Source organism: Sanguibacter keddieii DSM 10542, assembly GCF_000024925.1.
Classification (GTDB): domain Bacteria; phylum Actinomycetota; class Actinomycetes; order Actinomycetales; family Cellulomonadaceae; genus Sanguibacter; species Sanguibacter keddieii.
Genome location: NC_013521.1, coordinates 1465959 through 1487567, shown reverse-complemented (window position 1 = coordinate 1487567; position 21609 = coordinate 1465959). Strand labels below are relative to the sequence as shown.

Annotated in this window: 18 protein-coding genes; 7 read left to right on the top strand and 11 right to left on the bottom strand. The window is 72.2% G+C overall.

Translation table 11 applies throughout. From position 1 onward, the window contains the following. Window positions 1-10: 10 nt before the first annotated feature. The 7 genes from SKED_RS06485 to SKED_RS06455 all read right to left on the bottom strand — a co-directional run bounded on the left by SKED_RS06485 (window position 11) and on the right by SKED_RS06455 (window position 7028). On the bottom strand, window positions 11-1282 hold the full coding sequence (locus SKED_RS06485; RefSeq protein ID WP_012866332.1) for an MFS transporter: 1272 nt from the start codon (window positions 1280-1282) through the stop codon (window positions 11-13). Further along, on the bottom strand, window positions 1279-1971 hold the full coding sequence (locus SKED_RS06480; protein WP_012866331.1) for a metal-dependent transcriptional regulator: 693 nt from the start codon (window positions 1969-1971) through the stop codon (window positions 1279-1281). Before SKED_RS06480 ends, SKED_RS06485 begins: the two co-directional genes overlap by 4 nt. A 118-nt stretch (window positions 1972-2089) precedes the next feature. Next, a complete protein-coding gene (locus tag SKED_RS06475; protein ID WP_012866330.1) occupies window positions 2090-2920 on the bottom strand; it encodes a metal ABC transporter permease in 831 nt (276 codons plus the stop codon). Beyond that, window positions 2917-3705, bottom strand: a complete 789-nt coding sequence (locus tag SKED_RS06470; RefSeq protein ID WP_012866329.1) for a metal ABC transporter ATP-binding protein — start codon at window positions 3703-3705, stop codon at window positions 2917-2919. Before SKED_RS06470 ends, SKED_RS06475 begins: the two co-directional genes overlap by 4 nt. Then, window positions 3702-4706, bottom strand: coding sequence for a metal ABC transporter substrate-binding protein (locus tag SKED_RS06465; protein WP_245534612.1), 1005 nt, complete (start codon window positions 4704-4706; stop codon window positions 3702-3704). The genes SKED_RS06470 and SKED_RS06465 overlap by 4 nt, the downstream gene beginning before the upstream one ends. Before the next feature lie 82 nt (window positions 4707-4788). Then, window positions 4789-6696, bottom strand: a complete 1908-nt coding sequence (locus tag SKED_RS06460; protein ID WP_012866327.1) for a metallophosphoesterase family protein — start codon at window positions 6694-6696, stop codon at window positions 4789-4791. Further along, a complete protein-coding gene (locus SKED_RS06455; protein WP_012866326.1) occupies window positions 6696-7028 on the bottom strand; it encodes a histone-like nucleoid-structuring protein Lsr2 in 333 nt (110 codons plus the stop codon). Before SKED_RS06455 ends, SKED_RS06460 begins: the two co-directional genes overlap by 1 nt. Window positions 7029-7210: 182 nt before the next feature. Between SKED_RS06455 and SKED_RS06450 the strand changes: the two genes are divergently transcribed. The 3 genes from SKED_RS06450 to SKED_RS06440 all read left to right on the top strand — a co-directional run bounded on the left by SKED_RS06450 (window position 7211) and on the right by SKED_RS06440 (window position 11901). After that, window positions 7211-7672 carry a PPOX class F420-dependent oxidoreductase gene (locus SKED_RS06450; protein WP_012866325.1) on the top strand — a complete coding sequence of 154 codons (462 nt, stop codon included), beginning with the start codon at window positions 7211-7213 and terminating at the stop codon, window positions 7670-7672. Continuing rightward, a complete protein-coding gene (locus SKED_RS06445) occupies window positions 7669-9456 on the top strand; it encodes a glycoside hydrolase family 35 protein (protein WP_042438761.1) in 1788 nt (595 codons plus the stop codon). Before SKED_RS06450 ends, SKED_RS06445 begins: the two co-directional genes overlap by 4 nt. A 126-nt stretch (window positions 9457-9582) precedes the next feature. Next, window positions 9583-11901, top strand: coding sequence for a SpoIIE family protein phosphatase (locus SKED_RS06440; RefSeq protein WP_012866323.1), 2319 nt, complete (start codon window positions 9583-9585; stop codon window positions 11899-11901). Between the two features lie 118 nt (window positions 11902-12019). On the opposite strand, the gene SKED_RS06435 is transcribed toward SKED_RS06440, so the two are convergent. Then, a complete protein-coding gene (locus tag SKED_RS06435; protein WP_012866322.1) occupies window positions 12020-12364 on the bottom strand; it encodes an STAS domain-containing protein in 345 nt (114 codons plus the stop codon). A 264-nt stretch (window positions 12365-12628) separates the two neighbouring features. Between SKED_RS06435 and SKED_RS06430 the strand changes: the two genes are divergently transcribed. Then, window positions 12629-13108, top strand: coding sequence for an ATP-binding protein (locus SKED_RS06430; RefSeq protein ID WP_042437842.1), 480 nt, complete (start codon window positions 12629-12631; stop codon window positions 13106-13108). A gap of 108 nt (window positions 13109-13216) precedes the next feature. Here the strand turns inward: SKED_RS06430 and SKED_RS06425 are convergent, their stop codons facing one another. Next, a complete protein-coding gene (locus SKED_RS06425; protein WP_012866321.1) occupies window positions 13217-13531 on the bottom strand; it encodes a CDGSH iron-sulfur domain-containing protein in 315 nt (104 codons plus the stop codon). Next, window positions 13528-14610 carry an iron-containing redox enzyme family protein gene (locus SKED_RS06420; RefSeq protein WP_012866320.1) on the bottom strand — a complete coding sequence of 361 codons (1083 nt, stop codon included), beginning with the start codon at window positions 14608-14610 and terminating at the stop codon, window positions 13528-13530. Before SKED_RS06420 ends, SKED_RS06425 begins: the two co-directional genes overlap by 4 nt. Window positions 14611-14754: 144 nt before the next feature. On the opposite strand from SKED_RS06420, the gene SKED_RS18910 reads away from it, so the two are divergent. Then, window positions 14755-16533, top strand: coding sequence for a PP2C family protein-serine/threonine phosphatase (locus tag SKED_RS18910; protein ID WP_169310135.1), 1779 nt, complete (start codon window positions 14755-14757; stop codon window positions 16531-16533). 16 nt (window positions 16534-16549) lie between these two features. On the opposite strand, the gene ku is transcribed toward SKED_RS18910, so the two are convergent. Continuing rightward, on the bottom strand, window positions 16550-17548 hold the full coding sequence (gene ku / locus SKED_RS06410) for a non-homologous end joining protein Ku (protein WP_012866318.1): 999 nt from the start codon (window positions 17546-17548) through the stop codon (window positions 16550-16552). Between the two features lie 208 nt (window positions 17549-17756). On the opposite strand from ku, the gene SKED_RS06405 reads away from it, so the two are divergent. Continuing rightward, entirely contained in the window at window positions 17757-18887 is a 1131-nt protein-coding gene (locus SKED_RS06405; RefSeq protein ID WP_042437840.1) for an ATP-binding protein, read from the top strand. A 139-nt stretch (window positions 18888-19026) separates the two neighbouring features. Continuing rightward, on the top strand, window positions 19027-21585 hold the full coding sequence (locus SKED_RS06400) for an ATP-dependent DNA ligase (protein ID WP_012866316.1): 2559 nt from the start codon (window positions 19027-19029) through the stop codon (window positions 21583-21585). Window positions 21586-21609: the final 24 nt, after the last annotated feature.

Genomic DNA, 21609 nt, shown 5'->3' with positions numbered 1-21609 from the left:
CCGCCGAGGCTCAGCCCTGCTGGTCCGCCGGCTGGTCTGCCGGCTGCGCGAGCAGCTCGGGCGGGACCCGGGTGATCTTCTGCCGGCCGAAGAGCATGATGACTGCGAGGCCGAGGACCGTGAGGACGGCGCCTGCCCAGGCGAGGGACAGGTAGCCCCACCCGGCGGCGATGACGAGCCCGCCGAGGAAGGCGCCGTTGGCGTTGGCGGCGTTGAGCGACGAGTGGCACAGGGCTGCACCGAGCGACGGGGCCGCCGGGGACAGGTCCATGAGTCGTGCCTGCAGCGCGATGCCGAGGATCTGCGACGTGACGCCGATCGCGAAGAGCGCGATCACGGCCGGCACGGGTGAGTGCCCGACGAGCCCGAAGGCCACGAGCGCGACGGCGGTGCTCACGTAGCCGAGGTAGACCGTCTTGAGGACGTCGCGGTCCACGAGCCGTCCGCCGACCAGCACCCCGAGGGTCATGCCGATGCCGAACAGCGCGAGGATCGCCGGGACGCTCGCAACGGACAGTCCGGTCACCTCGGTGAGCGTCGGCTTGACGTAGGAGTAGACGGCGAACATGCCGCCGAAGCCGATGGCGCACCCGGCGAAGGCGATCCACAGCGGGCCGTTCCGCAGCGCGCCGAGCTCCTTGCGGGCCGAGGCTCCGGTCGCGGCGGGCGTCCGGGGCAGCAGGGCGAGCAGCCCCACCACCGTGACGAGCCCGAGGACGCCGATGCCGACGAAGGCGACGCGCCACCCGAGGTTCTGCCCGACCCACGAGGACAGCGGAACTCCGACGATGTTCGCGACGGTGAGGCCGGCCATCATCATCGCGACGGCGTGGCCGCGCCGCGCGTGCCCGACGACGGCGGTGCCGACGATCGCGCCGGTCCCGAAGAACACGCCGTGCGGCAGCCCGGTGAGGAAGCGTCCGAGCATGAGCGTCTCGAGGTTCGGCGCAGCGGCCGAGAGGAGGTTGCCGATCGCGTAGGCCACCATGAGCCACACGACGAGGCGCTTGCGCTCGACCTTCGCGGCGAGCACGGTGATGAGCGGTGCGCCGAGGACGACGCCGAGCGCGTAGGCGGTGATGGTGTGACCGGCGGCGGGGATCGAGGCGTCGAGGTCGGTCGCGATGTCGGTGAGCAGGCCCATCGTCGCGAACTCGGTGGTGCCGATGGTGAAGCCGCCGAGGGCGAGGGCCAGCAGCGCCAGGCCCGGGCGAGCAGCCGCAGCAGGAGGAGTCGCCGTGGTCGGGCGCGTGGTCGCAGGCTGGGTCTCGGGCCCGGTCACTCGGTCACGACCCAGACCGCGTCGGCGGCCCGGAGCCCGAGGTCGACCGTGCTGGTCGACCCGGGGGCGTCGGCCGGTGCCCACTCGATGCACAGGACACCGGCGAAGTCGCGGCGCTCGACCACCCGCAGGCGGGCGTCGAGACCGAAGCCGAGGTCGGCGAAGTACCGGAGCACCTCGCCGTCCGCGTCAGAGATGCGCGCGACCGAGCCCGTGGTCCCGGCGTCGAGCACGGCGAGCGTCACCGCGGGCGGCGTCGGGACGCTGCCGTCGGGCGCGGGGATCGGGTCGCCGTGCGGGTCGCGGACCGGGTGCCCGAGGCGGGCGTCGATGCGGTCGACCATGAGGTCGGAGACGGCGTGCTCGAGGACCTCGGCCTCGTCGTGCACCTCGTCCCAGGTGTACCCGAGCTCGGACACGAGGAAGGTCTCGATGAGCCGGTGGCGCCGCACGATCTGCAGGGCGTGCGCGCGCCCGAGGTCCGTCAGCTCGACCGAGCCGTAGCGCGGGTGCTCGAGCAGCCCCTGGGCCGACAGCCGCCGGACCGTCTCGGAGACCGTGGAGGCCCCGACGCCGATGCGCTCGGCGAGCAGCTTGGTGGTGACGGGCTCGTCCGACCACTCCTGGGCGCTCCAGACCACCTTGAGATAGTCCTGCGCCACGGAGGTCAGCTCGAGTTCACCTGTCACCGGACCAGCCTAGGGCACCGTCGCCGGCGTGCGGACGGCCGTCTCGCGCGGAACCGCGCGCCTCACGAGGCGCTCCTGCGGTTCTGGGACGGTCTCGGCCGGCACCCTGAGACCTCCATCACGCCCGCCGGCTGCGGCTGCGCCAGGTCGCCGCGTAGGCCAGCCCGAAGGCGAGCCCCTGGGCGAGGACGATCATCCCGGCGCTCGACGCGTCGAGGTAATAGCTCGCGTACATCCCGGCGACCGCGCAGAGCGCCGCGACCACGGGGGCGACGACGAGCATCCGCGAGATGCGGTCCGTGAGCAGGAAGGCCGTCGCGCCGGGCGTGATGACCATCGCGACCACGAGGATCACGCCGACGGCCTGCAGCGCGACGACCACCGTGACGGCGAGGGCCGCGAGCAGCAGGGCGCGCAGGCGCCGCGGCGAGAGCCCGATGGCGTGGGCGTGCACGGGGTCGAAGGCGAGCAGCGTGAGGTCGCGGCGCTTCACCACGAGCACCACGGCGGTGAGGGTGCCCAGGACCAGGACCTGCCCGATGTCGAGGTCGGTCACCCCGAGCAGGTTGCCGAACAAGATGTGCGTGAGGTCGATGTGGCTGGGGGTCACCGAGACCAGGACGATCCCGAGCGCGAACAGCGAGGTGAAGACCACGCCGATGACCGCGTCCTCCTTGAGGCGCGTGGTGTCCCGGACCGCGCCGATGAGGGCCACCGCGCCGAACCCGAAGACGAGGGCCCCGGCGGCGAACGGGATCCCCACCACGTACGAGAGCACGACGCCCGGCAGGACCGCGTGGGAGACGGCGTCGCCGAGGAGCGACCAGCCGATGAGGACGAGCCAGCAGCTGAGCAGCGCGCAGACGATGCTCGCGACGACCGTGACGAGCAGCGAGCGCTGCATGAACTCGTAGGCGAAGGGGTCGGTCAAAAAGGTGAGGACGGTCATCGGGTCTCCTCCCCGCCGAAGGCACGCGCGAGGTTCTCGGCGGTGAGCACGTCGCCGGGAGGACCGGCGGCGAGCACGGTGTGGTGCACGAGCACCACGTGGTCGGCGAGGGCAGGGAGCGCGACGAGGTCGTGGGTGGAGACCAGCACGGCGCCGCCGCGGGCGACGAGGTCCCGCAGGACCCCGACGACGAGCGCCTCGGACCGGCGGTCGACCCCGGCGAAGGGCTCGTCGAGCAGGAGCACCTGGGCCTCCTGGCACAGGCTGCGGGCGACGAAGACGCGGCGGCGCTGACCGCCGGAGAGCCGGCCGATCTGCCGGTCGGCGAGCTCGGTGAGCTGCACCTGGGCGAGCGCGGCGTCGACCGCGGCCCGGTCGGTGCGGCCGAGCCGCCGCGTGGTCCCGAGACGGCCGTAGCGCCCCATGGACACGACGTCACGGACGGTGAGCGGGAAGGTGTCGTCGATCTCCTCGGCCTGCGGGACGTACCCGACGAGGCCGGCACGACGGGCGACCTGGGGCGGCTGGCCGAGGATGCTCAGCCGGCCGCCCTCAGGCTCGACGATGCCCATGAGCGCCTTGAAGACGGTCGACTTGCCGGCGCCGTTGACGCCGACGAGCCCGGTGATCGACCCCGCGCGCACCGTGAGCGAGGCCTGGTCGAGGGCCGGGCGGGCGGCACGTCCGCGACCGGACGGCGAGGGGTAGGTGTAGCTCAGGGAGTCGACGACCACGGCGTCGGCGCTGGACGACCACTCCTGCGTGCGCTGGCGGCGGGCGCTCACCGTCCGACCTCCTGGGCGTCCGGGAGCGGGGTGCCGGTGAGCCCGGCGATGATGACCTCGACGTCGTGCGTCAGCAGGTCCTTGTAGGTGGGGACCGGACCGTCCGGCTCGGAGAGCGAGTCGACGTAGAGCACCCCGGCGTAGGTCGAGCCCGACTCGCGCGCCACCTGCTTCTGGGCGTCGGCCGAGACCGTGGACTCGCAGAACACGGCGGGGACCTCGCGGTCACGCACCGCGGAGATCGCGGCCTCCATGCGGCGCGGGCTGGCCTGGCCGTCGACATTGACAGGCCAGAGGTAGACCTCGTCGAGGCCTGCGTCGCGGGCGAGGTACGAGAACGCTCCCTCGCAGGTGACGAGCACCCGTGCCTCCTGCGGGATCTGCTCGAGGGCCTCGGAGAGGGTCTCCCCGATGGCGAGCAGCTCGTCGGCATAGCGCTCGGCGTTCGCCCGGTAGTCCGCCGCGTTGTCGGGGTCGGCCTCCGCGAGGGCCTCCGCGGTGGTGCGCGCGTACTGCGCGCCCACCTCGGGTGACATCCAGGCGTGGGGGTTGGGCGAGCCCGCGACGTCGTCGGGCAGGGACTCTCCCTCGGTCCCGGCGGACTCGACGATGGGCAGCGGCTCGACACCGTCGGACAGCGTGACCGTGGGGACGTCGAGGCCCGCCACGAAGCGCTCGAACCAGGCCTCGAGCCCGAGCCCGTTCTCGAGGATGATGTCGGCGTCCGCTGCGCGGCGCAGGTCGTCCGGCGTGGGCTCGTAGCCGTGGATCTCGGCGCCGACCTTGGTGACCGACTCGACGTAGACGTGCTCGCCGCCCACCTCGCGGGCGATGTCCGCGATCACGGTGAAGGTGGTGAGCACCAGGAGCCGGTCCCCGGCCTCCTCACGAGGGCTCGAGGTCGGCGCGCAGGCAGCGGTGGCGAGGAGCCCGAGGCTGGCGACCACCGCGGCGACCACGGCCCGTCGAATCTTGAAGTTCGGCATACCGAACTTTCGCATCCGGACAGGTGGGTTGTCTAGTTCGCGGCGCGACCGTCCCCGCGGTGCGCACCCTGACGCGCACCGCGGGAGGACGACCAGGTCAGTCCGTGCCGGCCTCGTCCTCGGGACCGGTGCTGGCCGGCGCCGTCGGGGTGTCCCCCGGCACGTCGGTCGACGCGTCGGTGGCAGCGTCGGTCGGCGCGTCAGTCGCGCTCGAGGCCGAGCCGCCGCTCGCGGCGGCGGGCCGCGGCGGGAAGGCCATGCGCTCGCCGACCTGGACCGAGCGGTCCGGCTGGACCGCGATCACGCGGTAGTCGAGCATCACGCGACGCTCGCGGTCGAAGCGGAAGACGGTCATCTCCGCCGTGCCGTTCAGCGGGCCGATGGTCGGCTGGCCCGAGGCGGCTCCCGCCGTCGTCGAGCTGATGTACCGGATCCCCTTGCCGAACTGCAGCGGACCGGAGCGGTAGTGCATGTGCCCCGACAGCTGGACGGGCACGCAGCCCGAGGCCATGACGGGCTCTCCGACGCCCGGGGTGTGGATGAGCAGGATGTCGGCGGGGTCGTCCTCGGCGCAGGCGACGTCCCGCAGCCGGGTCCCGGCCTCCTCGTAGGTCTCGCCGGCGACGGAGACGGACTCCTGACCGATCCGGGTCTCCTTGGGGTCGGAGTCGCCGAGGAACCGGACGCCGTCGATCTCGACGACCGACCCGTCGAGCACGGTCGAGCCCGCCGCTCGGGCCTGGTCCGAGGTGATCGAGCTGTCGTGGTTGCCGTCCGACTGGACCGACGCGGCGCCGTCCGGGACGGCGTTGACGAAGGAGTCGACGCAGAAGCGCTCGACGGCCGTGCCGTTGATGGTCGAGTCGCCGCCGTTGATGACGATCGACGCGCCGGAGAGCGTCGCCGCGGTCGTGATGAGCGGGCTCATGCCCGTGTTGCAGTGCAGGTCCGAGACCATGAGCATCGTCACGACGTCGTCCGGGTCGGACGGCTCCGTGCTCGGCGTCGGCTCGGAGGTCACGTCGGCCCCCTCCTCGCCGCTGCCCGCGTCGGCGTCGGCGCTGCTCGGGTCGGAGCCCGGGTCGGTCGACGTCTCGTCGGACGACGCCCCGTCACCCTCGCCCGCATCCTCCCCGGCGGCCGAGGCGAGCAGCTCGGCGCGTCCCGAGACCCCGTTGTCCCACAGCAGCGCGGTCCGCTGCTCGTCGAGGGCCTCGCGGTCGGCCCAGGCCGTCACGAGGTTGCGGTCGGCCGTCTCGTAGAAGGACTCGTTGGAGCGGTACACGTCGACCAGCTGGCCGCCATAGGTGTCGATGACCCCCGACAGGCGCCCGGTGATGCGCGCCCCCTCGAGAGCCGTACCGACGAAGACCGGCGACGCCTGCGCGTCGACCCGGTCGAGGGCGGTGCTGGCCCGGCTGGTGACCACGACGGTCGAGACCACGAGCGCGACCGCGACGCCGCTCGCGACGAGCACGGTCGAACGGGCGAGCGGCTCGCCGAGCTCGCGGCGCCTCGTAGCACCGAGCGCCAGGTAGCCCGCTCCCCCGACCACCAGCAGCGCGCCGAGCGCACCGGCGGCACGCCACGCGGCGTCGGTCAGCAGCTCGCGTGCGACGTACGAGATCGTGGCGTCAGGGCCGGAGAAGAACTGCAGGTAGCCGTCGACGTCGCCCGCGAGCGCGTTGAGGGTCGTCGCCGAGTCGACGGCCGTGAGGTCTGCGGGGATCTCCTCGATGGTCACCCGGACACCGAGCATCAGCGGGAGCGGGGACTCGAGCTGGACGGTGCCGAGGGGCCCGAGGTCGACCGTGACGAGAGAGCTGGTGGTCACCTCGTAGCGTGCGTTGTGCGGGCCGAGGCTGGCCTCGGTCGAGGCCGTCGTGAGGCCGAACCAGAGGCAGGAGAGCACGGCGAGGACGGAGAGGAGGGTGTACCGGACCCACCGCGCCGGGACGGGAAGGTGGGCGAACCAGCGGCGGACCGAGTCGAGCGCTGCCGACATCAGTTCCCCGCAGCGCGGTACTGGGCGACGACGTCGTCCGGGATCCGGCTGCGTCCGTCGGTGGGCACCTCGATGCCGCGGGCCCCGGCCCAGGCGCGCAGGGCGGTGGGGTCGTAGTCGGTGACGACGCGGGTGAAGGTACGGGTGGAGCCGAGGGAGCCGACCTTGCGGCCGTGGCGCACGGGTCCGTCGAGGAGGTCGCGCAGCGCGCGGGCGTTGCCCGCGGCGAGGTCGATCTCGTACTCGACGCCGTCCACGCCGAAGCGCACGGTCTCGGTCGCGGGGCCCCCGTCGACGTCGTCTGTCAGGACGACCTTGGTGTGTTGTGCCACGCGTGCTCTCCCAGCCTGTCCTGCCGCTCCCCGGACTGAGGAGCCCACCGATCCTAACGTGGAGGTGCCCTCCGCGCAGGGTGCGCGAGGGGCGCTGCGCGGGGTTCCGGAGAGGCGCCTGTGCTGCTGAGACGCTGGTGAGAGCGCTTGCCCCGGCGCGTCGTTCCGGGCAGGCTCGTCGCATGGCCAGAACCGTCGCGCGCGCCGAGCGCGCCACCCGCGAGCAGCTGCTCGACTTCGTCCGTCCGCGCCACCGCGCGATACTCACCACCTACAAGAAGGACGGCTCGCTGCAGACGTCGCCGGTCGCCTGCGGCCTCGACGCCGAGGGCCGGGTCGTGGTGTCGACCTACCCGGAGCGCGCGAAGGCGGCCAACGCCCGCCGCGACGCCCGCGTCACCCTCTGCATCCTGTCCGACGACTGGGACGGCCCGTACGTGCAGGTCGACGGGACCGCCGAGGTGCTCGACATGCCCGCGGCCCTGGAGCCGCTCGTCGAGTACTTCCGGGTGATCGCCGGGGAGCACCCGGACTGGGACGAGTACCGCGACGCGATGCGCGCGCAGGACAAGTCGCTCATCCGGGTGACCATCACCTCGTGGGGCCCGCTCGCCTCGGGCGGCTTCCCGGCGCGGCTCGCATGACCGGCACGACTGCGCCCCGGTCCATGGAGATCGGCGAGACCGACTTCCTCCTCGACGGCAAGCCCTTCCGCATCCTCTCGGGGGCGCTGCACTACTTCAGGGTCCACCCGGACCTGTGGGCCGACCGGATCCACAAGGCCCGCCTCATGGGCCTCAACACCATCGAGACCTACGTGCCGTGGAACGCGCACGCGCCGCAGCGCGGGGAGTTCCGGACGGACGGCGCGCTCGACCTCGAGCGGTTCCTGCGGCTGGTCGAGGCCGAGGGCATGCTCGCGATCGTCCGCCCCGGGCCGTACATCTGCGCGGAGTGGGACAACGGCGGGCTCCCGGGCTGGCTGTTCCGCGACCCTGCGGTCGGCGTGCGACGCGACGAGCCCCTCTACATGGAGGCGGTCTCGGAGTACCTCGGGACGGTCCTCGACCTCGTGGCGCCGTTCCAGGTGGACCGCGGCGGGCCGGTGGTGCTGGTGCAGGTCGAGAACGAGTACGGCGCGTACGGCTCCGACCACGTGTACCTCGAGAAGCTCATGGCGCTCACCCGGTCGCACGGCATCACGGTGCCGCTGACCAGCATCGACCAGCCGAGCGGCACCATGCTCGCCGACGGGAGCATCGACGGGCTGCACCGGACGGGGTCCTTCGGGTCCCGCAGCGCCGAGCGGCTCGCGACCCTGCGCGAGCACCAGCCGACGGGTCCGCTCATGTGCGCGGAGTTCTGGGACGGGTGGTTCGACCACTGGGGTGCGCACCACCACACCACGTCGGCGCAGGACGCGGCCCGCGAGCTCGACGAGCTGCTCGCCGCCGGGGCGTCGGTCAACATCTACATGTTCCACGGCGGCACGAACTTCGGCTTCACGAGCGGAGCGAACGACAAGGGCGTCTACCAGCCGACGACCACCTCGTACGACTACGACGCCCCGCTCGCCGAGGACGGCTACCCGACGGAGAAGTTCTTCGCCTTCCGCGAGGTGATCGCCCGGTACGCACCGGTGCCCGACGAGCCGCTGCCCGAGCGCAGGCCGGCGCCCCTCCCGACGGTCGAGCTGGAGTTCTCGCTCCCCGTGCTCGACGCCGCCGAGCGGCTCGGGTCGTGGACGGCGTCCGAGCACGTCCCGACGACCGACGAGGTCGACTCGTTCACGGGCTTCGCGCTGTACCGCACGACGCTCGCGGCCGCGCAGGAGCGGGTCCTGTCGGTCGGCGAGGTCCGCGACCGGGCGCTCGCGCTGCTCGACCGGGCGCCGGTGGGCACCCTCGACCGGGCCCGGCACGAGCGGACGCTGACGCTCCCCGGCGGCCCGGAGGCCCTGCTCACCCTCCTCGTCGAGGACCAGGGGCGGGTGAACTACGGTCCGCGCCTGGGCGAGCACAAGGGGCTCGTCGGGCCCGTGACGGTCGGGGGCGCCGAGGTCACCGGGTGGGAGATCCTGCCGCTGGACCTCGACGACGTGACCCCGCTCGTCGACGCCGTCCGGGCGGTCGGCGCTCCCGTGGTCAAGGGCGGCGCCGTGGCCGGGCCGGCCTTCGTGTCCGGCAGCATCGAGCTCGACGAGCCGGCCGACCTCTTCCTGTCGGCCGCGCGCCTGGGCAAGGGTGTCGTGTGGGTCAACGGCTTCAACCTCGGCCGCTACTGGAGCGCCGGCCCGCAGCAGACGCTCTACGTCCCGGGGCCGCTCCTGGTGCCCGGACGCAACACCGTGCTGGTGCTGACCCTCGACGGCCTCGACGAGGTGCCGGTCTTCGTGGACGGGCTCGACCTCGGGCACGAGGAGCAGTAGCCGCACCCGGGGTGCCCGGTGCGCCGTCGGTCTCCCGACGACGCACCGGGCTCGCCCTGCGACGATCCGCACCCGGGGTGGGTATCGTTCTCGCATGCACCCCGGCACCGACGACGGGCCACGGTCGTGACGGGCCTCCCGCCACGGCAGACGCTCCTCACCCCCGACACCCCGGTCGACCTCGACAACTGCGCGCGCGAGCCGATCCACATCCCTGGGCTCGTGCAGCCTCGCGGGTGTCTGCTCGTGGTGCGTGCGAGCGACCTCACCGTCGTGCAGTGCTCGGTGAACGTCGCGGAGCTGCTGGGACGTCCGAGCGACGACCTGCTCGGCGCGACGCTGCGCGACGGGCTCGGCGCCGGCTTCGAGGGCACCGTCCGCCGCCACCTCCAGGCCGGCCCGCGTCTCCACGACCGCAACCCGCTCCTGGTGACCGTCGAGGTCCAGGGGACCCCGCTCGAGATGGACGCGATCCTGCACCGCATCCCGCTGCCTGAGGGCAGCGAGGCCGCCGCAGCCGGCGACTCCCTGGTGGTCGTCGAGCTGGAGGTCGCCGACGGCCCGCGCCCCTTCACCTTCGCCAACACCTACCAGGCCGTCCGCGACGCCGTCTCCGACCTCAACCGGGTCCAGTCCCTCACGGACGTCTTCGACACCGCCGCCCGCCACGTGCGCGACCTCACCGGGTTCGACCGCGTGATGATCTACGCCTTCGACGAGGACTACAACGGCGAGGTCGTCTCCGAGGTGCACCGCACGGGCCTCAACTCCTTCCTCGGTCTGCACTACCCGGCGACCGACATCCCCGCGCAGGCCCGCGCCCTGTACGAGAAGAACTGGATCCGGCTGATCTCGGACGTCGACTACGTCCCGTCGCCGATCGTCCCGACGGCGAACCCGCTCACCGGTCAGCCCCTCGACCTCACGCACGCGACGCTGCGCAGCGTCTCGCCCATCCACCTCGAGTACCTCGGCAACATGGGCGTGCGCGCCTCCATGTCGATCTCGCTGCTGCGCGACGGCAAGCTCTGGGGGCTCATCGCCTGCCACCACTACTCCGGACCGCACGAGCCGCCGTTCGGTGTGCGCGCCGCGGCCGAGTTCCTCGGCTCGACCCTGTCGCTGCGCCTGGTCGCCCAGGTCGAGGAAGACCGCCTCGCCGCGTCGCAGCGTGCCGCCGGCATGCTCGCCGAGCTCGTGGCACGCAGCCGCGACGAGGAGCTCCCGCTCGCCCAGGCGCTCACCGCGAGCGGCTCGCTGCTCGACCTCGTCCAGGCGGACGGTGTGGTCGTGCTGGCCGAGGACGACCTCGCGACCTCGGGCGAGACTCCCGACGAGCCTGGCTGCCGGGCGCTGGTGCAGTGGGTGCTCGAGCAGGACGACGACGTGGTCGCGACGGACAGCCTCGTCGCGACGCTCCCGCGCTCGGTCGCGGGCGCCGCAGGTGCCACGGTCGCAGGCACCGAGCCTGACGAGCCCTCTCCGGCCGCAGGCCTGCTCGCCGTGACGCTGCCCGACGGTCAGGTGGTCGTGTGGCTGCGCCACGAGGCGACGCGCGACGTCGACTGGGGCGGCGACCCGCACAACAAGACGATCGAGCGGCTCGAGGACGAGTCCGTGCGCCTGAGCCCCCGCAAGTCCTTCGAGCGCTGGCGCGAGGTCGTCAAGGACCACAGCGTCCCGTGGCAGGAGGAGGTCATCGCCTCCGCGACGGCCCTCCGCGGGCACCTCGTCGAGGCGCTCTACCTGCGCGGGCAGCGCGACCTGCGGTCGGCGCAGGCCATGCAGCGCAGCATGCTGCCCGCGTCGCTGCCCCAGCCCTCCGGCTGGGCGGTGACCGCGCGGTACGAGCCCGCCGACGGCGGACGCGTGGGCGGCGACTGGTACGACGCCCTCGTGCTGCCGAGCGGACGTCTCGCCGCCGTCGTCGGTGACGTGGCGGGGCACGGGCACGTCGCCGCGGCCTCGATGGGCCAGCTGCGCAACGCGCTGCGGGCGATCCTCGTCGGCTCGGAGTCCCCGTCGCGCTCGATCGCCGAGCTCGACACCGTGGCGCGCTGGACGCTCCCCGACCAGTACGCGACGGTCCTCGTCGCGGTGCTCGACCTGACCACCGGGGAGGTCGAGTACTCCTCGGCGGGCCACCTCCCGCCGCTCCTGCTCGCCGCCGACAACAGCTCGACGTGGGACCGCCCGCTCGGGACTCCCCCGCTCGGGGTGCTCGACTCGACCCCGGCCACCCGGCGCGTCACCGTGCCTGCGGGCGGGGGCATCGCGCTGTTCAGCGACGGCCTCGTCGAACGCCGCTCAGAGTCGATCCTGACCGGCGTCGAGCGGCTGCAGTCGGCGCTCGCCTCCGGCGCCGGCGTCGACGGCGCGATGGCGCTGTCGCACGCCACGGACTCGAACGACGACGCGACGCTGCTGCTGCTCTGCCGGGACTGAGCTGCTCGACGTCGTGCGTGCCGGACGCACGGACGCCCGCCAGGCGAGCCTCGTGGCTCGTCCTGCCGGGCGTCTGCGTCAGGAGACCGTGCGGTCTGACGGACCGGGAGCCGGGTGGTCAGGCTTCGTGGTCTGCGGGCGCGCTCGTCCGGAAGTCGAAGCGCGAGGTCAGACCCGTCACGTCGATGATCCACTGGGCCCGCTCGGGCACGTCGACCAGGACAGGACGCTCCCCGTCCGGCGTGGACTTGAGCGCCTCGTAGAGGATGCGCAGACCGCTCGAGTCGATGAAGGTCACACCTGCCATGTCGACGACGACGGGCTCGGTCGACCGGCGGTCTGCCGGCCACTCCTCACGGAACCGCGCGTTGACCACCACGTCGATCTCTCCGGCGAGCGCCCACTGGTGCGGCTGAGCCTCGTCGAGCGAGAAGGTTCCGCTCGTGGCCTTGCGGTCGTCCATATGAAGTCTCCCAGTCGCGATGAGTGCTCGGCAGACAACTATCTCAGACCTGCGACGAGCCGACCACACGAGGCACGAGCCCGTGAGCGTCACGAGCTCATATCACCCGCTGACCTGCGACGACACACCTCACTCGGGTTGAGCGCGCACTCCCGCCGTGGCGATGGCAAGATGGCTGTCTTGCCAGGCAGAGGCACGGTGCCGACAGCCCGGACCGCGCACCGCGACCACCAGACAGACCGACACACCAAGAGGGGCATCCACGTGAGCGAGATCAAGTCTGCCCGCCCACCAGCGGAGTTCACCGAGGTGAACCACTGGGTCCTCGACTCTGTCGACGGTCTGGCGAAGCTGCGCGGCTCGCTGTTCCACGAGCTCACCGGGACGCCGTACATCGGCAGCTCGTCCCTCGACGAGGTCCCCGAGAAGATGGTGCTCGTCACGAGCGAGCTCGCCACCAACGCCCTGCGTCACGGCAAGCCGCCGACGATCGTCACGCTCATGGCGCACGACGGCGAGCACCTCCTCGACGTCGCCGACCACGACGTCTCGAGCGTCCCCGCGCTCGCCGAGGGCCGCGAGCCCGGTGAGGGCGGCTTCGGCCTGCTGCTCGCCCAGCAGCTCGCCCTCGACGTCGGCTGGTACGTCAACGAGACCACCAAGCACATCTGGGCGCGGTTCTCCGCCGAGGAGACCCCGGCGGCTGGAGCACCTGACAGCCCGGAGTCGCTCCAGCAGTCCTGAGGAACCCACGACGCCACAGCAGGCGAGCCCGCCACCCTCGAGGGTGGCGGGCTCGCCTGCTGTCTGACCTCCGCCTCGTGCCGCACCGCGTGCCGCCCCGGCGAGGCCTCAGCCGTCCTCGGACCGGAAGCCGTTGACCTTGTGGGTACCGTCGCAGAGCGGCTTGATGGCCGAGCCTCCGCACCGGCAGAGCGCGACGACGTTGCGGCCCCGGGGCACCTCGCGCCCGTCCGCGCCGAGCAGCGTCGCGGGGCCACGCAGCAGCAGCGGGCCGTCCGGGCACAGCGTGATCGTCACGTCGTGCCCGACGAGCGCACCGGACGTCTCCGCACCGGCTGCGTCGCTCAGCGCCTCAGGCTGGGCGTCGCCCAGCGCCCTCGGCTGAGCGTCGCCCAGCGCCCTCGGCTGAGCGTCGCCGCTCACGCGGCGGACCCGAGCGCGACCTCGCCTCGCTGCCAGGCCTCGAGGAGCCGGGCGCTGGCCCACCCGTCGACGGCGAGGCAGGCTGCGGCACCGAACATGATGTCGGCCAGCAGGTCCGGGTCGTCCTCGGCGAGGCGTCCGGCGAGGTCACGGCCGGCGATCTGCTCGTGCACCGCGTCGGCCTCGACGTGCTCGTCGAAGTACCGTGTGGTCTCGGCGTCGTGACCGGTCCGCCGGAAGCCGTTGCCGTAGAGCCGGTTGGGGATCGACGAGGTCATCTCGAAGGCCGCGAGGTGACCGACGATCGCCCCGCGGAGCCGACGGTGCAGCCCGAACATCGACATCATGTTCACCGAGGCGAGGGTCGAGGCGTCGACGACATCGACATAGGCCCCGTAGGTGTCGTCGAGACCCGCGCCGCGCATCGTCTGCGCGAACAGGGCGGCGTGCGCGGCGACCGGGTCTCCCCCGCCATACTCGTCGGTCTGGATCTCGACGAGCGCCCCCTTGGGCGCTCCGCCCAGCCGCGGGATCGCCCAGGTGTGCGGGTCGGCCTCCTTGAGCTGGTAGAGCGACCGGTGGACGAGGAGGTCACGGAGCTGCTCGACCGTCGCCTTGCGGGCCACGTAGTGCGACAGCCCCGGGCCCGAGTCCTCCGAGGTCATCGCGAACAGCGCCTCGGCGACGGAAGCACGGTCGGCCGCAGGCAGCCCGGGCACCGGCACGCGACGACGGAGCTCGGCCTCGAAGACCGACTCGAGCCGCGCCCGGACCGCGAGGAGCCCTGGCTCCCACTCCCAGGTGTCGGAGACACCCACCAGCCCGCGGTAGTGCAGCTCGTAGAGGCAGAGCAGGGTGATCTGGACGTCGTCGTCCTCGGTCAGGTGGACCTCCGGGTCGGACAGCGACGGAGCTGCGTCCACGGCCTGCCGCAGCCGCTCGCTCGCGGCCCCGGTGTCGGCGCCGTCAGTGGGGTCGAGCACGAGGAGCGCGAGCAGCGCCTCGCTGACCGGCCCACGGGGGGCGGGGAGCGGGTGGCGGCTCGCCCCGCCGCGGACGGTGGGTGCTGCAGGGTTCACTGAGATCTCCGGTGAGGTGGGCGGACGTTGTTCATGACGCTAGGCCTGGCCCGCCTGCCACGCGACCGGGCACCTGTGGACGGCGTACGGCGTGGCACGACCTGCCGCGTCGCTGCTGTCCCCCGGCTCCACTACTGTGACGAGGTGGATTCCCTGTGGTTCGCCGAGGCGACGAAGAACAGCGTGATGGGTATGGCGGCCAGAGAGCTCGCCTGGGACCAGACGCCGCTGGGGCGACCCTCGACCTGGCACCCTGCGCTGCGGCAGGCCGTGCAGCTGTGCTTCTCGACGACCTTCCCCATGATGATCGCCTGGGGCCCCGAGCACACGATGATCTACAACGACGGCTACCGGGACATGCTCGGCACCGACAAGCGGCTCAACGCGATGGGGCGGCCGTCGAAAGAGGTCTGGGCAGAGATCTGGGACTACGTCGGCGGCCTGTTCGCCGAGGTCGAGGAGACCGGGCAGTCGACCGGCGCCCTCGACCAGCCGCTCCTCATGAACCGGTCCGGGTTCGAGGAGGAGACCAACTTCACCTTCTCGTACAGCCCGATCACCGACGAGACCGGCACCGTCCTCGGCATCCTCAACATCACCTCGGAGACCACGGCGTCGGTGGTCGACCGCCGCCGCCTGCAGACCATCGACCAGCTGCACGCAGCCATGACCGACCACCGCGCCGACATCGACGCGCTCGCCGACGCCGTGCTGCACGTCCTGCGCGAGAGCGCAGACATCGCCGGGGCGGAGCTCCACCTCACCGAGGGCGGCGACCTCGTGCTCGCCGGACGCACCCACCACGACCGCGGGAGCCTCGCGGCGCCGCACGTGGTGCACAAGGCATGGTCCTCGCGGACCCCGGTGTCGTCGCGCCCCACGCTCGTCGCGCCGCTCGCACGGGCCGAGGACGCGATCGCCCGCGGGGTCCTGGTGCTCGAGGGAAACCCCCGACGGCCCTACGACGCCGCCCAGCGGTCGTTCCTCATGCTCGTGGCGTCGTCCGTCAGCGCTGCCCTGGGCGCGGCGACGGACCTGCGGCGCGAGATCGACCTCCTCGACGCCCACGCCGAGCTCATCGCCCGGGACGCCGAGCGCAGCCGCGAGTCCTCGGTGACGCTGCAGCACTCCCTGCTCACCGCCCCGCCGGAGCCCGACCACCTGCACATCGTGGTGCGGTACCACCCGGCCTCCGACCACCTCGAGATCGGCGGCGACTGGTACGACTCCTTCATGACCGAGGACGGCTCGACGATGATCGTCATCGGCGACGTCACCGGCCACGACCACCACGCCGCCGCGGCGATGGGGCAGATCCGCGGCATCATCCGCGCGATCGCCTACGACCGCGGGGAGGTGCCGTCCCGGGTGCTCACCCGGGCCGACAACGCGATCCACGGGCTCAACCTCGGCCAGAACGCGACCGCGAGCGCCATCGTCGCCCGCATCGAGCAGGACCACTGCGACCTCAAGGACCGCACGCGGACCATCCGGTGGTCGAACGCCGGGCACCCGCCGCCCGTGATCCTGCGGGCCGACGGCTCCGTCGAGGTGCTGCGTCGTCAGAACGACCTGATCCTGGGGATCATCCCGGACCACGACCGGCACGACTTCACCATCACGCTCAACGACAACGACACGCTGCTGTTCTACACGGACGGCCTCATCGAGCGTCGCAACAGGACGATGACGGCGAGCGTCGAGGCGCTGGTGAGCACGCTCGAGGGCCGTCAGGACGAGGACCTCGACGGTCTGTGCGAGCACGTGCTGCGGACGCTCGTCCCGTCACGGGCCGAGGACGACATCGCCCTGGTGGTGGTGCGCGCCTACCCGCAGGACCAGCCGCGCCCGGCCGAGGCCGGCCCCAACCGGAACATCCCGCCGGAGCTGGACGACAGCGGGACGGCCGACGCCGAGGAGTAGCCGCTCGACGCTCCGGTCAGCTCGCCTTGTCGGCGGCCTTCGCCGACGTGCTCTTCTTCGCAGTGGTCCTCTTCGCGGTGGCCCGGTCGGAGGTCTTCTTGACCGGGGTCTTGCTCGCCGGGGTCTTCTTCGCCGGGGGCTTGCGCGCGGTGGCCTTCTTCGTCGACGTGGCCTTCTCCCCCGCCCCGGACCTCGTACCCGCGCCGTCTTTCTCCTCTGACCCGCCGCGAGACCTCTCGACGCTGCGGCGCAGGACCTCCATGAGGTCGACGACCTCGGCGTCGCCGCCGCTGTCCTCCTCTGGCTCCTCGCCAAAGGTCGCGGCGGTGTCGACGGCGTCGCCGTGCTCGAGCTTGGCGTCGATGAGGGTGCGGAGCTGCACCTGGTAGTCGTCGGTGAACTTCTCGGGCTCGAAGTCGCTCTCGAAGCTCGCGACGAGCGCGGAGGCCATCTCGAGCTCCTTCGCGGTGATCCGCGGGGTCTCGTCGAGCGACGGGAACTCGGGCTCGCGCACCTCGTCGTCCCAGCGCAGCACCTGCAGCAGCAGGACGTCGCCGCGGACGCGCAGTGCCGCGAGGCGGGTGCGCTGACGCAGCGAGAAGGACACGACGGCCACGCGGTCGCTCTCCTCGAGGACGCGGACCAGCAGCCGGTAGGACTTCACGGACTTGGAGTCGGGCTCGAGGTAGTACGCGTGCTCGTACATGATCGGGTCGATCTGGTCGCGCGGCACGAACTCGACCACGTCGATCTCGCGGCTGCGCTCGACGGGCAGCGCGTCGAGGTCGTCGGGGGTGAGCACCACGGTGCGCTCGCCGTCGTCGTACGCCTTGGCGATGTGCCCGTAGTCGACGACCTTGCCGCACACCTCGCAGCGCCGCTGGTAGCGGATGCGTCCGCCGTCGGTGTCGTGGACCTGGTGCAGGCCGACGTCGTGGTCCTCGGTGGCGCTGTAGAGCTTCACGGGCACGTTGACGAGCCCGAAGGTCACGGCACCTTTCCAGATAGCGCGCATGGCCCCATCATTCCCCCGGATGCCGGAGCACGCACGCCTTGCGCGGCTGGCGTCGGTGCCCCTGGGCCCGCAGAGCAGCTCAGAGCGCCAGACATCTGGTGATCGGCCCTGTGGACAACCGTCGCGCAGGCGGAGATCTCTGTAGGTTTGCCGCGTCGTCTCCCGACGCAGGCGGTCGCTTACAAAGATTGCAAAGGGGTGCAAAAGAATGGGACGCAACCCCTTCCGGCCGACAGCCGGCGCATCCCCGCCGCTTCTCGTGGGCCGTGACGACACCTTGGAAGAGCTCGCCGAGTCGCTCGACGACGGCCCTGGCGCCCCCGGCCGTCTTGCTCTGTTCACAGGCCCGCGGGGCGTCGGCAAGACCGTCATGCTCAGCGAGGCAGGTGACCATGCCTTGCAGCGTGGCTGGGTCACGCTGGCGGAGACAGCCACCCCTGGGATGGTCTCGCGCCTCCGACACTCGACATCGAGAACCCTCCGCGAGCTGGATCCTTCCGCGGCTCCGGGAGCATCGATCACCGGCATCACCCTGCCGGTGATCGGCGGAGGCCTGACCGTCTCGTCTCCGCCGGCGTCCGTCGTGGAGTGGCGGCACGACCTAGGTCGTCTGCTCGACGTGCTCGAGCGTCGCGGCACCGGGCTGATGATCACGGTCGACGAGGTACACGCCACCGCACGAGACGAGCTCCGTGATCTCGCTGCGACTGTGCAGCACCTCGTCCGCGAAGACCGAGACGTCGCGCTGGTCATGGCAGGACTGCCGTCCTCCGTCTCTGATCTCCTCAACGACCACGTCCTGACCTTCCTTCGCCGAGCAGCGCGGTTCGAGCTCGACGACGTGCCCCTGGACCGGGTCTCCCAGGCCTTTCGAGCGACGATCTCAGACCATGGCCGGACCATCGACGAAGAAGCGCTCCAGGAAGCGACCGCTGCGACCGGCGGCTACCCCTTCATGATCCAGCTCGTGGGGTACCACCTCTGGCGCCACAGCCAGGATCAGATCACGCTCGAGGCGGTCTTGGACGGTACTGCCGCGGCGCGGACAAGGCTCGGGTCTCTCGTGCACGCCACCGCGCTCGCGGACCTCTCTGCCGTGGACCGGACTTACCTGGTCGCGATGGCTCATGACGACGAGGAGTCCTCGACGGGGGAGATCGCCCGACGGCTCGGGGTGACACCGTTCTACGCCTCGACGTACCGGCGACGTCTGATCGCCGCCGGGGTGATCGCTGCGGTCCGCCACGGCTACGTCGACTTCACGATCCCGTACCTGCGAGAGTACCTCAGAGAGCATGCGACCCGCTACGGGCTCTCAGCCCGTCAGGCCACGCGCTGAGTGCGAGCACCCGCGGTGAGCTCCAGATGCCGACCGGCCCGCGCCTCACCAAGATGGGGGTAGGTCCGCGGACGCCCGCGCGTCCAGATGGCGCTCGGACGAGGCCGTCACCGGCCGGCACCAGCAAGGGAGGCCCACCGTGCCAGACGACGACACAGGGGCGCCCAGTCGCGCCGCTCAGCGCGAGACAGTCACCGTCGACGGGCACCGGGTGACGCTGACGAACCTGTCGAAGGTGATCTACCCGGAGACCGGGACCACCAAGGCCGACGTGCTGGCCTACCTGGCGGCCGTCGCGCAGCCCTTCGTGGCGCACGTGACCGGGCGCCCGGCGACCCGCAAGCGGTGGGTGCACGGCACCGGCGGGCCGGTGTTCTTCCAGAAGAACCTCGAGGACTCCGCCCCCACGTGGGTGCACCGGCGGGACATCCAGCACTCCGACCACGTCAACACGTACCCGCTGGTCGACGACCTCGCGACGCTCACGTGGCTCGGTCAGGTGGCGGCGCTCGAGATCCACGTGCCGCAGTGGCGGTTCGGCCGGACCGGGGTCGAGCACCGGCCCGACCGCCTGGTGCTCGACCTCGACCCCGGGCCCGGCACAGGGCTCGACGAGTGCGTGCAGGTGGCGCTGTGGGCACGGGAGATCCTCACCGGCATGGACCTCGAGCCCTTCCCCGTGACGAGCGGGTCCAAGGGGATCCACCTCTACGCGGCCCTGGACGGAGCGCACGACTCCGACGCGGTGAGCGCCGTCGCGCACGAGCTGGCCCGTGCGCTCCAGGCCGACCACCCCGACCTCGTGGTGTCCGACATGAAGAAGTCGCTGCGCGAGGGCAAGGTGCTCGTCGACTGGTCGCAGAACAACCGCAACAAGACGACCATCAGCCCGTACTCGCTGCGCGGCCGGGACCGCCCCTACGTCGCCGCACCGCGCTCGTGGGCAGAGCTCGAGGCGGGCGGGCTCACCCACCTCGAGGCCGACGAGGTGGTCGCCCGGCTCGAGCGCGACGGTGACCTGCTCGCCCCGCTGCTCACGGGCGGTCATGCCGCGCTCGAGCCGACCACTGCGCGGATGGCGGGCTTCGAGCGGACGGACCGGCTGGAGGTCTACCGGTCGAAGCGCGATGCGTCGAAGACCCCCGAGCCGGTCCCTGAGGCCTCTCCGACCGAGGCGTCCCCCGGCGACGGGCCGGCCGGCTCTGCGGACCCGGCCGCCCCGACCTTCGTCATCCAGGAGCACCACGCCCGGGCTCTGCACTACGACTTCCGGCTCGAGCACGACGGCGTGCTCGTCAGCTGGGCTCTGCCCAAGGGCGAGCCGGTGGACACGACGCACAACCGGCTCGGCGTCCAGACGGAGGACCACCCCCTCGAGTACGGGAGCTTCGAGGGGACGATCCCGAGGGGCGAGTACGGCGCGGGCACCGTGTCGATCTGGGACCGCGGCACCTACGACCTGCACAAGTGGCGCGAGGGCGAAGAGGTCATCGTCACGCTGCACAGTGACGGCTCGGGCGGCACAGACCGCGGGTCGCGGCGCATCGCACTCATCCACACGGCGCACACCGGGGGTGGGACGTCGTGGCTCGTGCACCGGATGAAGGACGACGGGCACTCAGGCGGCGGGGCTGCAGGCGCGTCGGGCGAGGAGGACGACAAGGCGGAGGTCGCCGGGTCTGCGCCCGGGGAGGGCAGCGCCTCGTCGTCCGGGTCGCGCGACCGCCCGCTCACCCCGATGCTCGCGACGCCGGGGACCGTCGACGACCTCGACGAGGACGACTGGGCCTTCGAGATGAAGTGGGACGGCATCCGCGCGGTCGCCACCGTGGTGGCCGACCGTGACGGCTCCCCCGGGTCGGTCCGGTTGACCAGCCGCAACGGCAACGACCTCACGGCGTCCTACCCCGAGCTCGCGGCCCTGTCCGGGTGCGTGGCCGAGGACGTGGTGCTCGACGGTGAGATCGTCGCGCTCGACCAGGGTGGCCGCCCGAGCTTCGGCCGGCTGCAGAGCCGGATGAACCTCACGGCACGACGCGACGTCGCCGCCGCGCAGAAGGCTCAGGGTGTCGTGTACATGGCCTTCGACCTCGTCGAGCGGTCGGGGCGCCGGACCACGCGGGTCGGCTACGACGGCCGCCGGGCGGCTCTCGAGGAGCTCGTGACGGAGTCGGGGCCGGTGCACGTACCACCGGCCTTCACCTCCGACGCGGCCTCGGCCCTCGCGGCCAGCAAGGAGCTCGGGCTCGAGGGCATCGTCGCCAAGCGCCGGTCGAGCACCTACCGCCCGGGCCGTCCGGCGCACACCTGGGTCAAGGTCAAGCACGTGCAGACACAGGAGGTGGTGGTCGTCGGCTGGCGCACCGGCAATGGGGCGCGGGCCCAGACCCTCGGCTCCCTGCTGGTCGCCGTGCCCGACGCCACGGGGACGCTGCGCTACGCCGGACGCGTCGGCACCGGGTTCACCGACGCGACGCTCGAGCGTCTCGCGACCGAGCTGGCCCGGAACCCCCGCCAGACCCCTCCGGTCGACGACGTCCCCGCGGCCGACGCGGGCGACGCGCACTGGGTCCGGGCCGACCGGGTGGGCGAGGTCGCGCACGCCGGGTGGACGGACCAGGGGCGGCTGCGCCACCCCGTGTGGCGCGGGTGGCGCAGCGACAAGGCGCCGGGCGACGTGGTCCGCGAGGACGCCTGACGCGGCCGCTCGGACGCGCCCGGC